This window comes from Shewanella sp. K8, assembly GCF_028823715.1.
GTDB classification, from domain to species: Bacteria; Pseudomonadota; Gammaproteobacteria; order Enterobacterales; family Shewanellaceae; genus Shewanella; species Shewanella algae.
In genome coordinates, this window is record NZ_JAPEHY010000013.1 from 48,944 (window position 1) to 63,784 (window position 14,841).

General features: G+C 52.3%; 13 protein-coding genes and 4 tRNA genes. 11 read left to right on the forward strand and 6 right to left on the reverse strand.

Features of this window, described 5'->3' with window-relative positions; translation table 11 throughout:
* Positions 1-56: 56 nt before the first annotated feature.
* The 5 genes from ON072_RS08950 to ON072_RS08970 form a co-directional block, all read right to left on the reverse strand.
* Positions 57-143: transfer RNA gene (locus ON072_RS08950), tRNA-Leu, on the reverse strand.
* Positions 144-175: 32 nt separating this feature from the next.
* Positions 176-262 (reverse strand) — tRNA-Leu (locus ON072_RS08955).
* A gap of 40 nt (positions 263-302) precedes the next feature.
* Positions 303-389, reverse strand: a tRNA-Leu gene (locus tag ON072_RS08960).
* A gap of 52 nt (positions 390-441) precedes the next feature.
* Positions 442-517 (reverse strand) — tRNA-Phe (locus ON072_RS08965).
* A gap of 265 nt (positions 518-782) precedes the next feature.
* Positions 783-1,544: an outer membrane protein assembly factor BamD gene (locus tag ON072_RS08970; RefSeq protein WP_025012059.1), complete on the reverse strand. Its 762-nt coding sequence runs from the start codon at positions 1,542-1,544 to the stop codon at positions 783-785.
* 122 nt (positions 1,545-1,666) lie between these two features.
* On the opposite strand from ON072_RS08970, the gene rluD reads away from it, so the two are divergent.
* From rluD to clpB, 3 genes are all read left to right on the forward strand, one after another.
* Positions 1,667-2,641 (forward strand): 23S rRNA pseudouridine(1911/1915/1917) synthase RluD, encoded by a 975-nt coding sequence (rluD, locus tag ON072_RS08975; protein WP_025012060.1) that lies wholly within the window; start codon positions 1,667-1,669, stop codon positions 2,639-2,641.
* Between the two features lies 1 nt (position 2,642).
* Entirely contained in the window at positions 2,643-3,356 is a 714-nt protein-coding gene (gene pgeF, locus ON072_RS08980) for a peptidoglycan editing factor PgeF (RefSeq protein WP_101059401.1), read from the forward strand.
* Positions 3,357-3,452: 96 nt separating this feature from the next.
* Positions 3,453-6,026 (forward strand): ATP-dependent chaperone ClpB, encoded by a 2,574-nt coding sequence (gene clpB / locus ON072_RS08985; RefSeq protein WP_096140912.1) that lies wholly within the window; start codon positions 3,453-3,455, stop codon positions 6,024-6,026.
* 115 nt (positions 6,027-6,141) lie between these two features.
* Here the strand turns inward: clpB and ispB are convergent, their stop codons facing one another.
* Complete coding sequence (gene ispB, locus ON072_RS08990; RefSeq protein WP_025890099.1) at positions 6,142-7,113, reverse strand: octaprenyl diphosphate synthase; 972 nt, start codon at positions 7,111-7,113, stop codon at positions 6,142-6,144.
* A 273-nt stretch (positions 7,114-7,386) separates the two neighbouring features.
* Here ispB and rplU point away from each other — a divergent pair, with 273 nt between their 5' ends.
* The 8 genes from rplU (at position 7,387) to ON072_RS09030 (ending at position 14,820) form a co-directional block, all read left to right on the forward strand.
* Positions 7,387-7,698 (forward strand): 50S ribosomal protein L21, encoded by a 312-nt coding sequence (gene rplU / locus ON072_RS08995; RefSeq protein ID WP_025012063.1) that lies wholly within the window; start codon positions 7,387-7,389, stop codon positions 7,696-7,698.
* Positions 7,699-7,712: 14 nt separating this feature from the next.
* On the forward strand, positions 7,713-7,967 hold the full coding sequence (rpmA, locus tag ON072_RS09000; protein ID WP_011760936.1) for a 50S ribosomal protein L27: 255 nt from the start codon (positions 7,713-7,715) through the stop codon (positions 7,965-7,967).
* Between the two features lie 134 nt (positions 7,968-8,101).
* Entirely contained in the window at positions 8,102-9,268 is a 1,167-nt protein-coding gene (cgtA, locus tag ON072_RS09005; protein WP_045282961.1) for an Obg family GTPase CgtA, read from the forward strand.
* Positions 9,269-9,291: 23 nt separating this feature from the next.
* Positions 9,292-10,053, forward strand: a complete 762-nt coding sequence (locus ON072_RS09010) for a threonine/serine exporter family protein (RefSeq protein WP_025012065.1) — start codon at positions 9,292-9,294, stop codon at positions 10,051-10,053.
* Positions 10,053-10,520, forward strand: coding sequence for a threonine/serine exporter family protein (locus ON072_RS09015; RefSeq protein WP_174840187.1), 468 nt, complete (start codon positions 10,053-10,055; stop codon positions 10,518-10,520). The genes ON072_RS09010 and ON072_RS09015 overlap by 1 nt, the downstream gene beginning before the upstream one ends.
* 23 nt (positions 10,521-10,543) lie before the next feature.
* Entirely contained in the window at positions 10,544-11,026 is a 483-nt protein-coding gene (folA, locus tag ON072_RS09020) for a type 3 dihydrofolate reductase (RefSeq protein ID WP_025890098.1), read from the forward strand.
* Positions 11,027-11,158: 132 nt separating this feature from the next.
* Positions 11,159-11,548: a DUF3718 domain-containing protein gene (locus ON072_RS09025; protein ID WP_025012068.1), complete on the forward strand. Its 390-nt coding sequence runs from the start codon at positions 11,159-11,161 to the stop codon at positions 11,546-11,548.
* 2,231 nt (positions 11,549-13,779) lie between these two features.
* Positions 13,780-14,820, forward strand: a complete 1,041-nt coding sequence (locus ON072_RS09030; RefSeq protein ID WP_208190895.1) for a hypothetical protein — start codon at positions 13,780-13,782, stop codon at positions 14,818-14,820.
* Positions 14,821-14,841 lie beyond the last annotated feature (21 nt).

A 14,841-nucleotide genomic window follows, 5' to 3' on the forward strand; every position in this document is an offset into this window, starting at 1 on the left:
GAGAGAGAGGCAAATTTTGGATACAAAAAAACCTCGCATTGCGAGGTTTAAATGATTGGTACAGGTGAGAAGACTTGAACTTCCACGCCCGTGAGGGCACCAGCACCTGAAGCTGGCGTGTCTACCAATTCCACCACACCTGCACTGTTTTCATTTCGACTCTTTATGTGTTAATTGGTACAGGTGAGAAGACTTGAACTTCCACGCCCGTGAGGGCACCAGCACCTGAAGCTGGCGTGTCTACCAATTCCACCACACCTGCACACTTAGAGTCTAACGTACAGCTAACTATTATTGCAAAGTGGTACAGGTGAGAAGACTTGAACTTCCACGCCCGTGAGGGCACCAGCACCTGAAGCTGGCGTGTCTACCAATTCCACCACACCTGCACTGTACTGCCTTGCAATTTCCTCAGTCGCCTGAGCACCTTAAAGTTGAAGGTGGTGCCCGAACCCGGAATCGAACCAGGGACACGCGGATTTTCAATCCGCTGCTCTACCAACTGAGCTATTCGGGCGACGGCGTGCATTAAAAGACTTTTACGGTTTTGAGTCAACTCTTTTCTGAGAAATATTTCAAAATATCGCGTGTTTGAGCAAGTTTTACTCGAAAAGGCGCATATTGCTTAGCTTTTGAGCGAAAGCCGCGCCATTACTGGGCTAGGGGTGAATTAGCCAAATCGAAAACTCGACCTGTAAAGCCGGATCCTGAGGCTTAAGGGGGCTGGGCTTGGTCTTGCCCTGAAAACAAAACGCCCCACGTTAAAGTGGGGCGTTAAGGGATTAATCCTTGAGGAGGTCATTCCCCGGATAGTTGGCACGCATGACAGTGAGTACGTGCTGCTTTAACTGCTCCTGACCCAGTTCATCGTAAGCGGTGGCCATGATCTCAAGGGCGCGCTCTATCGATGGGGTGCCTGGATAGGTTTCCATTACAGACTGGGCTCTGATGGCGGCTGCGCTCCAGGCATTCATTTTCAGGTAGTATTCGGCCACTTTAACCGAATACAGCGCCAGACGATTCTTCAGGTGCTGCATTCTCTTCTGGGCGTCGGCCGCATACTTGCTGTTGGGATAAGTCTTGATCAGGCGCTCGAAGTCCTTGAAGGCATCGAGGGCAAACTGAGGATCCCTGTCGCTTCTGTCTATATTGAGCATGTCATGGAACAGATAGTTGTCGGCCTGCATATTCACCAGTCCACGCATATAGTAGACATAGTCTATATCCGGGTGGGTGGGGTTGAGGCGGATAAATCTGTCGATGTTGGCGACTGCCGACGGGGTATCATCCAACTTATAGTAGGCATAAATCAGATCCAGCTGAACCTGAGTCTTGTGTGGGCCAAAGGGGAAGCGGGAATCCAATGCCTCCAGTGAACGCACAGCCTTGGTATAGTTACCCAGCTCCATAGAGGTGCGGGCCTGGGAGTAGAGAACGTCCGGAGACAGCTTGCTGGTAATTAAGTCGTCTTCCGGTTTGCTGCTACAGGCCACAATGGCCAGCGAAAAAAAGGCTATGGCAGCGCCTTTGGCAATATTATGCATACTTGAATTCGATTCTTGAGTAAGTTGTAGTTAAGAATTTTTCCATTTCACGATAAAATGGCCGATTCCGAGTGTACCAGAAAGTACACAGTTTTTGACCCCATTAACTGGGGACGGTTCCTATGACGCAAGAGATTAATCTAAAAAGCGAGATATCAGCAACCCAAACCGGTCTGAGATTGGATCAGGCTTTGGCCGAGTTGTTCCCCGATTACTCCCGTACCAGGATCAAGGAATGGATCCTCGATGGCAAAGTATCCGTTGATGGTACTGTGGTAAACAAGCCCAGAGAGAAGGTGTTGGAATCTCAGGAGATAGAGGTTCAAGCCACTCTGGAAGAAGAGGTGCACGCCGAGGCTCAGGCTATCGATCTGAATATCGTCTATGAAGATGACCATATATTGGTGATCAACAAGCAGGCGGGTTTAGTGGTGCATCCCGGTGCCGGTAACAGTGATGGCACCTTGATGAACGCCCTGCTGCATCATTGCCCTGAGATAGAACATGTGCCCAGAGCCGGTATTGTCCATCGTCTCGATAAGGACACCACAGGCCTGATGGTGGTAGCCAAGACTGTTGAGGCCCAGACTCATCTGGTGGCGGCGCTGCAGGCGCGCGACATTACCCGTGAGTATGAAGCCATAGTGCTGGGCACCATGACAGCCGGTGGTACAGTGGATGAGCCTATCGGGCGTCACCCCACCAAGCGTACTCATATGGCGGTGCACCACAGCGGTAAGCCGGCTGTGACTCACTATCGTGTGGCGGAAAAATTCCGCGCCCATACCCGCTTGCGCTTGAGGCTGGAAAGTGGCCGGACTCACCAGATCCGGGTGCATATGGCTTATATAGGTCATGTGTTGGTGGGCGATCCCGTCTATGGTGGTCGTCCAAAACCCCCCAAGGCCGCCAGTGAAGCCTTTTTCGAAGTGCTGAAAAACTTCAAGCGCCAGGCGCTGCATGCGGTGCGACTGGAGTTGGTGCACCCCATTACCTGTGAGCTGATGAGCTGGCAGGCACCTATCCCCGAGGATATGGTCGAGCTGACCAAGGCGCTGCGTAAAGACACCGAAGAGCATCCGCCGGAGTATCTGTAACATGTACGGCTGCCACTGGCCGCTGCCGGCCAATGTCAGAATCGCCATGACCCAGCGTCATGGCGGTGTCAGCCAGCCGCCGTTTGACAGCCTGAATCTGGGGCTGCATGTGGGTGATGATCCCGCATCTGTGCAGGCCAACCGTGCTCTATTGGCAAAGCGGCTGGCTCTGCCCTGCGAGCCGGCATGGCTGGAGCAGGTACATGGCACAGAGGTGGTCGACCTGGCGCGTGACCCCCTAAGGATTGCCGATGGCAGCTATAGCGACAGCAAGGCGCATGTGGCCGTGGTGATGACCGCCGATTGCCTGCCCGTACTTCTGTGTGACAGTGCAGGCACCCAGGTGGCGGCGCTGCACGCCGGCTGGCGCGGCCTGTGTGATGGCGTCATCGAAGCGGGAATAGCCCGTTTTCGTCCCGGCTCCGAGCTTATCGCCTGCCTCGGACCGGCCATAGGCAAAACTGCCTTCGAAGTCGGCGGAGAAGTGCGTGCCGCTTTTTGCGATAAAGACCCCAGGGCCGACGACTGCTTTGTGGCCAAGGGGGACAAGTTTCTCGGCGATCTGCAGGGGCTTGCCAGGCTCAGATTGCAGCAGGCGGGTGTTCGGCAGGTATATGCCTTGGATGTCTGCACCTATAACAACAAAGACTATTTTTCCTACCGCCGAGACGGTCGTACCGGCCGTATGGCCTCGCTTATTTGGCTCACTGATTGAGTGGTTATTTCATTCGTCTGACTTGAAATTAGTTAAAGCATCCCCATCTTTAAGCTAACAAAGTAATACCTTATTTTGAGAGTTTCAGGAGGCTGTATGCGACTCGATCGTATGACCAATAAATTTCAGCTTGCTATCTCGGATGCCCAATCTCTGGCTCTTGGCCGTGACCATCAGTTCATAGAACCTGTCCATTTGATGATGGCTTTGTTGAATCAGGATGGCGGTTCAATTCATCCGCTGTTGACCCAAGCCGGTATCCAGGTCAGCACTCTGCGTTCACTGGTAAGTCAGGAACTGGAGCGCTTGCCACAGGTGGAAGGCACAGGCGGTGATGTTCAGTTATCCCAGGCGCTGATACGTTTGCTGAATCTGTGCGACAAGCTGGCACAGAAGCGTAAAGACAAATATATCTCCAGTGAGCTGTTTATTCTGGCTGCACTGGAAGGTAACGACACCCTGGCACAGTGCCTCAAGCAGGCCGGTGCCACCAAAGAGCTGATGGAGAAAACCATCGAAGCCGTACGTGGCGGCCATAAGGTGGACGATCCCAATGCTGAGGATCAGCGCCAGGCGCTAAAAAAATACACCATAGATCTGACCGAGCGTGCCGAGCAGGGCAAGCTGGATCCTGTTATTGGCCGTGACGATGAAATTCGCCGCACAGTGCAGGTATTGCAGCGTCGCAGCAAGAACAACCCTGTGCTTATCGGTGAGCCCGGTGTGGGTAAGACCGCCATTGTTGAAGGGCTGGCGCAGCGTATCGTCAACGGCGAGGTGCCCGAAGGCATCAAGAACAAACGGGTATTGTCGCTGGATCTCGGTGCTTTGGTGGCCGGTGCCAAATACCGTGGTGAGTTTGAAGAAAGACTCAAGGCTGTGCTCAACGAGCTGGCTCAGGAAGAGGGCCAGGTGATCCTCTTTATTGACGAGCTGCATACTATGGTGGGCGCGGGTAAATCCGATGGCGCCATGGATGCGGGTAATATGCTCAAGCCGGCACTGGCCCGCGGTGAGCTGCACTGTGTCGGTGCCACGACTCTGGATGAATATCGTCAGTATATTGAGAAGGATGCGGCGCTGGAGCGGCGCTTCCAGAAAGTTCTGGTGGATGAGCCCAGTGTCGAGGATACCATCGCTATTCTGCGTGGTCTGAAAGAGCGCTACGAGCTGCATCACCATGTGGAGATCACCGACCCGGCGATTGTGGCGGCGGCGACCATGTCCCACCGTTATGTGTCAGATCGTAAACTGCCGGACAAGGCCATCGACCTTATCGACGAAGCCGCTTCCAGCATCCGAATGCAGATAGACTCCAAGCCGGAGCCGCTGGATCGCCTCGAGCGCCGTATCATTCAGCTCAAGCTGGAAGAGCAGGCGTTGGCGAAGGAAAACGATGAGGCCAGTCGTAAGCGTCTCGAACACCTGCGCAGCGAGCTGGTGGAAGTGGAGCAGAAGGCGGCCGAACTCAACGAGATTTGGCACACAGAAAAAGCCGCACTGGCGGGCACTCAGCATATCAAGGCGGATCTGGAGCAAGCCAGACTGGATCTCGATGTGGCGCGCCGCGCCGGTGATTTGACCCGGATGTCCGAGCTGCAATACGGCCGCATCCCAGAGCTGGAGAAACAGCTGGATCTGGCGTCTCAGGCCGAGATGCAGGATATGACTTTGCTGCGTAACAAGGTCACGGATGTTGAAATTGCCGAGGTACTTTCCAAGGCGACCGGGATCCCGGTTTCCAAGATGCTCGAAGGCGAGCGGGAAAAACTGTTGCATATGGAAGAGGCGCTGCATGAGCGGGTGATAGGTCAGGATGAGGCGGTCGATGCCGTGGCCAACGCCATTCGTCGTAGCCGCGCGGGTCTGGCCGATCCTAACCGGCCCATAGGCTCCTTCCTGTTCCTCGGCCCCACCGGGGTAGGTAAGACTGAGCTGTGTAAGTCGCTGGCCAAGTTCCTGTTCGACACAGAGAGCGCCATGGTGCGGATAGATATGTCCGAGTTTATGGAGAAACACTCAGTCTCCAGGTTAGTCGGGGCGCCTCCGGGCTATGTGGGTTATGAGGAAGGGGGTTACCTCACCGAAGCGGTGCGCCGTCGTCCCTACTCAGTGATCCTGCTCGATGAGGTGGAAAAGGCACACCCGGATGTGTTCAACATACTGCTGCAGGTACTGGATGATGGCCGCCTGACCGATGGTCAGGGTCGTACGGTTGACTTCCGTAACGCCGTGGTGATTATGACCTCGAACCTGGGTTCCGACATTATCCAGGAGCAGTTCAGTCACCAAAGTTACGATGAGATGAAGGCTCAGGTGATGAATGTGGTGCAGCACCACTTCCGCCCCGAGTTCCTCAACCGGATCGACGAAACCGTGGTGTTCCACCCGCTGGAGAGCGAGCACATCAAGAGTATTGCCGCGATTCAGGTCGAGTCGCTGCGCCAACGTCTGGCAGAAAAAGAGTTCGAGCTGGAGATCACAGATGCGGCTCTGAGCTTTATCGCCAGAGCCGGGTTCGACCCTGTGTATGGTGCAAGGCCGCTGAAGCGGGCACTGCAGCAAGAGGTGGAAAACCCACTGGCGCAAAAGCTGCTTAGAGGCGAGTTACTGCCAGGGCAGCCGATCAAGGTGGACTATCGCGACGACAACTTGGTGTTTGAGCAGTAATCACACCATAAACCACACAGCAAAAAACAAAAAGGAGCGCTTTGAGCGCTCCTTTTTTTGCTTGGGTTAAACGACAAATTCAACTGATGGGTTTTAATCCGTCGTCTTTAGCCTATCAGTGACTGCGGGCTACGGCGATTTTGGCCAGGCTTATCAGCGCCTGCTTGTAGTCGGACTCAGGCAGCACCGAAAGGGCTTCTATGGCCTTGTCAGACTCTTCATAGGCCCTTTGTTGGGTATATTCCAATGCGCCACAGGTGTTGAGCGCATCTATTATCGCCTCGATATGCTCGGTGCCGTCACCTTGTTCAATCGCCTGGCGGATCATCTGCCGCTGTGGCTCTGTCCCGTGGGCGATGGCGTAGATGAGTGGCAGGGTGGGTTTACCTTCGGCTAGGTCATCACCTATGTTCTTGCCCAGCTCTTCGGCGTCGGCAGTATAGTCCAGCAGGTCATCGGTTAACTGGAAGGCGGTGCCCAGGTATTTGCCATAGTCGGCCAGCGCCGTTTCCATTTCGCTGTCGCAGCCGGCCAGCACACCGGCAAGACGGGTTGCTGCTTCAAACAACTTGGCAGTCTTGCAGTAAATAACCCGCATATAGCTGGCTTCTGTGGTATCCGGATCGTTGCAGTTCATTAACTGCAGCACTTCACCCTCGGCCAGCACGTTAGTGGTATTGGCCAGTACCTGCAGTACCTTCATCGACTCCAGCTCTGTCATCATCTGGAAAGAGCGGGTATAAAGGAAGTCGCCAACCAGCACGCTGGCACTGTTGCCAAACAGGGCGTTTGCGGTTTCCCGTCCACGGCGCAGAGTAGATTCATCCACCACATCGTCGTGAAGCAGAGAAGCCGTATGAATAAACTCTATAATAGCAGCCAGCTTCAGGTGTGCTTCACCACTATAGTCGAGTGATCTGGCCGCCAGAATCGACAGTAACGGCCGCATACGCTTGCCGCCACCGTTGATGATGTAGAACCCCAATTGATTGATCAGGGCAACATCAGATTCGAGTTGTTTGTAGATCAGTTGATTGACGGCTTGCATGTCGGCGTCAGCCAGCTGACGGATAGCAGTTAAATCCATAGTAGACTCTAGGTATGAAGGAACGCCGAATCGGCAGCTCCCGATAAGCTTAAATATTTTAATAGACCGAAGTTTACCTAAAATTAATGAACAAGACAGTAGCAGAGAGATCAATGTGCGAGTTAATCCGGTCTTTTTTTCTTCTTCGTCAATTAGGGCTTGCCAGTAAAGGATTCTTCGCGTAAACTCCGCGCCCATTGTCATTAAAGTTTTTGTAGCACCCAGCCTCATAGAGATGAGCCGGCGTGTTAAGAATTTCGGAGTAAAATAGCTATGTACGCTGTTTTTCAAAGTGGTGGTAAGCAACACCGTGTTGCTGAAGGCCATACTGTTCGTTTGGAAAAAATTGAAGTTGCCACTGGTGAGACTATCGAGTTCGATCAAGTTCTGCTGATCGCTGATGGTGAAAACGTCCAAGTGGGTACCCCTCTGGTAGCAGGCGGTAAAGTTGTGGCTACTGTTGTTAGCCATGGCCGTGGTGAAAAGGTAACTATCCAAAAGTTCAACCGTCGTAAGCACCACGAGAAGAAAATGGGCCACCGTCAGTGGTTCACTGAAGTTAAAATCACTGCTATCAACGCTTAATAGGAGTCTGACTCATGGCACACAAAAAAGCTGGCGGTTCTACTCGTAACGGCCGCGATTCAGAAAGCAAACGTCTTGGTGTAAAGCGCTTCGGCGGCGAATCAGTTCTGGCTGGTAACATCATTGTTCGTCAACGTGGTACTAAATTCCACGCAGGTGTTAACGTAGGTATCGGTCGTGACCATACTCTGTTTGCCCTGACTGACGGCAAAGTTAAGTTTGAAGTTAAAGGTCCTAACAACCGTAAGTTCGTTAGCATCGAAGACTAATCTTCAAACCAGAATTGCTTGAGCCCCGCCATTGGTGGGGCTTTTGTTTTGGGCGAAAGCCATAGTTTCTGTTTTTTGGCGCCTTGCAGGGTTAGGCAGTATAATTGCCCCATTCCGTGGTGCCAGGAGTATGTATGAAGTTTGTCGATGAGGCAGTGATCAGAGTTGAAGCTGGAGATGGTGGCAGTGGCTGCGTCAGCTTCAGACGTGAAAAGTACGTGCCGGATGGTGGTCCAGACGGTGGCGATGGTGGCGACGGTGGCAGTGTTTATCTGCAAGCCGACGAAAACCTCAACACCCTGATTGACTATCGTTTTGAGCGTTTCCATATGGCCGAGCGCGGTGAAAACGGCCGCGGCCGTGACTGTACCGGTAAAGGCGGCCAGGACTTGGTACTCAAGGTACCTGTGGGTACCCGGGCGGTTGATGAAGAAACCGACGAAGTACTCGGTGACCTGACCAAGCATGGTCAGAAGCTGTTGGTGGCCAAAGGTGGTTTCCACGGTCTTGGCAATACCCGCTTCAAGAGCAGTGTTAACCGTGCCCCCAGACAAAAAACGCTGGGCACCCCCGGTGAAGTGCGTAGCTTGCGTCTTGAGCTGATGCTGTTGGCCGATGTGGGCCTGCTTGGTATGCCAAATGCAGGTAAATCGACCTTTATTCGGGCGGTTTCCCGCGCGACACCAAAAGTGGCCGATTATCCCTTTACCACCTTGGTTCCTAACCTGGGGGTAGTAAACCCACGTCCAGGGCAGAGCTTTGTAGTGGCAGATATCCCTGGGTTGATCGAAGGTGCCGCCGAAGGTGCCGGTCTGGGTATTCGCTTCCTCAAGCACCTTGAGCGTTGCCGTGTATTGCTGCATATCCTGGATATCGAGCCTATCGATGGCTCCAGCCCGGCCGAAGCGGCCAAGGCGATTGTCACTGAGCTTGAAAAATACTCGCCCAAGCTGGCTTCCAAGCCACGTTGGCTGGTGTTCAACAAGACAGACCTGCTGCTGGAAGAAGAGCTGCAGGAAAGAGTCGACAGCATAGTCAAGGAGATGGGCTGGGAAGGGGATGTTTATACCATTTCGGCTTATACCCGTGAAGGCACCAAGGAACTGGCAGAAAAGCTCTATGACTTTATCAGCAGTCTGCCGGCGGAAGAGCAACAGCAAGATCCTGACGCCGATGTTGAGTTCAAATGGGACAACTACCATCAGGATAGCCTGGAAGATCTCAACGAAGACTATGATGATGAGTTCGACGATGACTTCGACGACGATGATTATGATGTTGAGGTTATTTACCAAAGATAATATCTGAGCGAGCCTGAACACCTGTGTACGCTGATACCCAAAACGATATCACCCGGCAGGTCGTCCGGGTTGCTCAGCTATTGCTGGCCTATGGCGCTGAATCTGAACTGGTTGAAGAGATCAGTCAGCGTCTTGGCCGGGCACTTGGCTTGGCCAGTGTCGAGCTATCCATCTCCTCCAATTCGCTGGTGCTCACCAGCTTGGTTTCCGGCCGTTGTATTACCACTACCCGGCGCATTCGTGAGCACGGCATCAATATGACAGTGGTGTGCGAGCTGCAACGCATTTGCCTGCTGGCCGAAAAAGGCCTCTATGGCCCCAATGAAGTCCGCAAACGCCTCGCCAGACTGCAACCCAAAACTTACCCCAAGTGGCTGCTTATCCCCATGATAGGCCTCTCCTGCGGCAGCTTTTGTCACCTGTTCGGTGGCGATCTGGCTGCATGCCTTTTCACCTTCTTTGCTTCTGTCATCGGTATGTTTGTGCGCCTGGCCATGGCGCAACGTCACTTCAATGTGTTGGTGAATTTTGCCGTGACCGCCTTTGTCACCAGCTTGGCAGCCCAGTTGGGGTATCTCTATCCTGTGACCCAAACCCCAGAGCTGGCGATGGCGGCCTCTGTGCTGATGCTGGTTCCCGGCTTTCCGATGATCAACTCGATATCGGATATGGTTAAAGGTCATATGAATGTAGGGATCTCCCGCTGGGGGCAGGCGACCTTGATGACAGTTTCCTCAGTGATAGGCATTACCATTGCCATGCAGCTTGGGGGGATTTTCCTGTGATGGACACTCTGTTGTTACTGCTGAATGATGCCTTTTTCTCGGCTATTCCCGCCATGGGTTTTGCCATGCTGTTCAATGTTCCCAGGCGTTATCTGCTTTACTGTGCACTGGCCGGGGCCATAGGCCACAGCTCACGGACCTTGATGTTGCAGTTTGGCTTGCCGATAGAGTGGGCCACCTTTGCCGCTGCCGGCATCATAGGCATGGTGACTATTGCCTTTGCCAAGCGTCATCTGGCACCGCCGCTGCTGTATGCCGTGGCGGCGATTATCCCTATGATCCCGGGCTCCTATGCCTACAACACTGTGATTGCCCTGGTGCAATTGACCGCCCAGTCACAGCTCAGTACCGAGCTGTGGGAACAAGTGGTCACCAATGGCCTGAAAACCGTGTTTATTCTCGGGGCTTTATCTGTCGGTCTGGCCATGCCCAGCCTGTTGTATTTCCGTACCCGCCCTGTGATTTAATCCAATAATAACAAGGAGCGTATATGCGCATCGCCATGATTGCCGCCATGGCCCATGACAGAGTCATAGGCAAAGACAACCAAATGCCCTGGCATCTGCCGGAAGATCTGCGTCATTTTAAACAGATGACTCTGGGAAAGCCGGTGGTGATGGGACGTAAGACTTTCGAATCCATAGGTCGTCCTCTGCCCGGGCGCCACAACATAGTGATCAGCCGCCAGAGCGACTATGCCCCGGAAGGTGTTACCCGGGTTTCTTCCTTCAAAGAGGCTGTGGAAGCGGCCGGAAACTGCGAAGAACTGGTGGTGATAGGCGGCGGCCAGCTCTACCGGGAAATTCTGCCTCAAGCCGATACGCTGTATCTGACAGAGATAGACTTGCAAGTGGAAGGTGACACCCGTTTTCCCGAATGGGACGATGGCAGTTGGCAGCAAATTCACGAGGAAAGTGGCCATAGTGTAAATGGGTTGGATTTTCGCTTTATCAATATGGTGAGAAAATGTTAAATTGTGACGGACTTTTGAACCCTGAAACGTGAGTGGCGCCAGCCACGAGCCGATCCTTATGCCAAGAGTCCTCAGTAGATACGTTTGCTGAGGACTCTTGGCATTAATAACAATTACAAAAAGGAGTGTCAGATGCGTCTGTTGCCCGTGGCCATTGCTGCGCTGATTGCTGTATCCTCAGTGTCAGTCCCCTCAACTGCTAAAGCCGAAGATCTACTGGCTGCCAGTATCTGTGATTACGTCAAATCCAACGACAAAAACCGCCTGCGTAAGAAGCTGAAAGAGAACCGGATGAAGTTGCGTAACATCTATTCCGGGATCTCCTGTGATGGCGAAAGCCTACTGCGAACCGCCTATCACAGCAACGCCGAAGATACCGGCGAGTTTATTGCCAAGCGCTTGTCAAAGACCGAACTGGAAGTGGCGGAAGCCGATGGCAAGAGCATAGTCGACTGGGCCGAAGCCAATGGTTTTGGTGCCAGTATTATCACCCAAGCCATCAAAGAGCGCCTCGGTAGCTGAGGCTAGTATCTTTCTTCGCTCGATATAAAAGCCGGGTTTAATCCCGGCTTTTGCTATCTAACGCTATAACACTCGAGTTTTGGAAACCCATTGTTTTCTTGCTCCGAACAGCAGGTGTGCGAGAACCGTTGTTGAACGCCCTGAAGTCGTGGTGTAAATGCCTCCATGCACAATGGTCAGCTTTCCATCCCTGGCTCGCGCTCGAAAGCATGTTGCTGCGCAACTCTCGCCGAGTCACAGGATTGCCTGTGCGAAAGGCAGTTCCCGGACGTCCTGTCCTTCACTGCATTCAGGCTTCCTGCCTATCCGCACCGCAGGTGATGGGCTACACCATGGCCGGAAGTTCGGCCAGTACTAACTTAGGAACTTTTAGCTGAACGCTATGATAGCCGCTGTGCCAGCGGCCTAAAGTCGTGGAGCTTCGCCCCACACCCGACCAAGAAGGGATCAACAGCAATCCCCTCTTGGATCTCCCTTGCCGCCCCACACGGTGTCGAAAGCCCCTCGGCCCAATAGCGCAAATAACTACCACTTCAGACGCTCATCCCTGATTCGACTGTCGCTGCTTCGGCATCCATGCCTCAGCCACGTTATTTGCGCCAACGGCTTTCGGCGACACCGAGGGGGGACTGGTGCAATTATGTGAGAACTAACTTGTTTGAAGCTACCTATATGCTCACAGAAATACGCCCATATTCCAGGCATAGGCGGAACTGTGACCTTCCGAGCCAGGGATGGCGAGGCAGAGCTTACAGGGACGTACTCGCAGCGTGTCACAGGATCACCTGTGCGAAAGGCGCACCGCAGGTGATGGGCTACACCGTGGCCGGAAGCTCGGCCAGTACTAACTTAGGAACTTTTAGCTGGGAGCTATGATAGCCGCTGTTCCAACGGCCGAAAGTCGTGGTGTTCCACACCACACCGGGCAAGGGGCTTTGCTTGTCCAAAGCCCCTTGCATCCCCAAGGACACCCCGACGTAGCCGAAATCCCCACTGGCTTATGAAGCAAATTGGCTACACTCAGGACTCGCATCCTTGCTCGACCTTCGAGCCTCGACATCCCTGTCTCGGCTACGCCAATTTGCAACAACGCCAGCGGCGGCTCCGAAGGGGGAATGGGTGCAATTCTGCTAGCACTGAGTAGCTTGAAACATCTGAAGTGTCCGCAGACATACACCTCATTTCCAGGCACAGGTGGAACTGTGACCGTCGAAAACAGGGACGTTTTCGTCGAGGCTACATGGACGTATTCACGCCGTGTCACAGGATCGCCTGTGCGAAAAGCGCACCGCAGGTGATTGGCTGCTGCTTAACCACGTTATTTGCGCCAACGGCTTTCGGCGACACCGAGGGGGGAATTAGTGCAATTCTGTTAGCCCTGAGTAGCTTGAACCATTTGAAAGATCTGCAGGCATACACCTCATTTTCAGGCATAGGCGAAACTGTGACCGTCGAAAACAGGGACGTTTTCGTCGAGGCTACATGGACGTATTCACGCCGTGTCACAGGATCGCCTGTGCGAAAGGCGCACCGCAGGTGATTAGCTACACCGTGGCCGGAAGCTCGGCCAGTACTAGGTGGGACTATGACTGTCGAAAAAAGGGAAGAATGCAAACACCCAGTCAATTCTGTTGCAAAAACAACCCAAATCAGGGTTTTGTTGCCTTTGTCAAAACTTGACCTTTGGCTAATTGTTTTAACATTCAATGCTGGCTATTGTATAACCAATTCAATACCTTGGATTTAGCACTTTCTTAAGCTTAAGGCCGAAAGCAACAACACTTTTCCGCATTAAGCGGAATTCAGGGACGAACAGAGTTTGGACCCGTGCGGTAGCTATGGCCTTACTTAGCGTTTTTTTGTAGGGCCTGGGTTGTAGGGCCCTTGGTTGTGCGGCTTGAAGCGCCTATGACAAGTACCTCAGAGCTGATTTTTATACAGTATTATTGACGTTCCGGACAAAATGCCGGGAATTTGCAGCTAAGTTTGTGCGTTATTTCTGTAATATTTAGAAAATAGTATCAAATTCATAAAGTTAAAAAATATAGCTGGTAGATAATAGGTTTGGAAACCGCGCATGCGCGTTTAGCTGCAAGGGATATTTGGACTAAATGGTATTATATCCAGCTAATACAAGCAGATAGCGATGCGCGTTTACACTCCTCCGAGGACTAAAACGCGCATGCGCACTATACAGCTGTTAGGCCCCTATAGCTCTGAGAGAATCTTAAATGAATGAGGAGTTACCACCTGAAGTGGTGGAAGCAATAAAGCATTTTCAAGAGCGAGCTGAAAAAGCGATTGCTTTAGAGGATCTGCTTAAAAATACAGAGTTTCCTCAAAAAATAGATTTTAGCGATCTTCCCTCCCTTGAGGCTCGCGCCAAGCTTTATATAAAGATCGCGCAAGCTAGATACGAAGCAGGTGATATTTCTGAGCACGAGCTCGCGTTTCATAGATGCTATGCAATTGAGGTCCAGATACACGAAGCAAGATGGAGTAATGGGCAGTACGAAGACATTCTTGGGCCAATAGCAGAGAAAATGCGTGCTGTCGAAAAGTCTTACGGGCTCTCTGATGATGAGTATTGGCCAATATCAGAAGCGCCTGATGAGTATAAGAGCTTGTCTAAAGAGTATGATTTAGTTATGGAGCAGAAGCTTCTGGAGGCATTTAGCGAGTTCGGCGCTGATGATTTAAGAGACCTGTATATCAATGATCCAGAAGAGTTCTATAAGTTGCACGATGCAGGAAGGGTTGCAGTTTTCCAAAAAGACGAGCACGCAAAACTAAAATCAATCGCAATATACTATGAGAATGAGGCCCGCGTCTGTGAGGACGCTGGTTCTTTCTTGGCGGCGGCAGTAATGCTCGGATCAGCCATTGAGTCCAGATTGATTTTGACATGCCTTGAAAATGAAGCTCATATAAGAAAAACACTGACAACTCTAGGGTTAACGAATCGAGTCCTGAAGTCTAAGAATCCTCTGACGTGGACTTTGGATACCCTGATAAAGGTATGTTCTGCTGCTGGCTGGATACCCAATTACGAGACTGGCGATTATACATTTAGCGGACAAGCGATGATGGAGTTCTTGAAAGCATCAAGAAATCAGGTTCATCCTAAGATAAAAGTAAAGAATAAGGGTTTAGTAGTAGGAGAAGAGCAATTTAAAGATATAAAGTTTGCTCACCAACTCCTTTCGTCAACGCTAAATTGGCCTAACAATTCAAGCCAGAAGGACGCCGACAAAGTCGGCGCCTCTGCTTGAGGCGTTATGCCAAAGGAACTG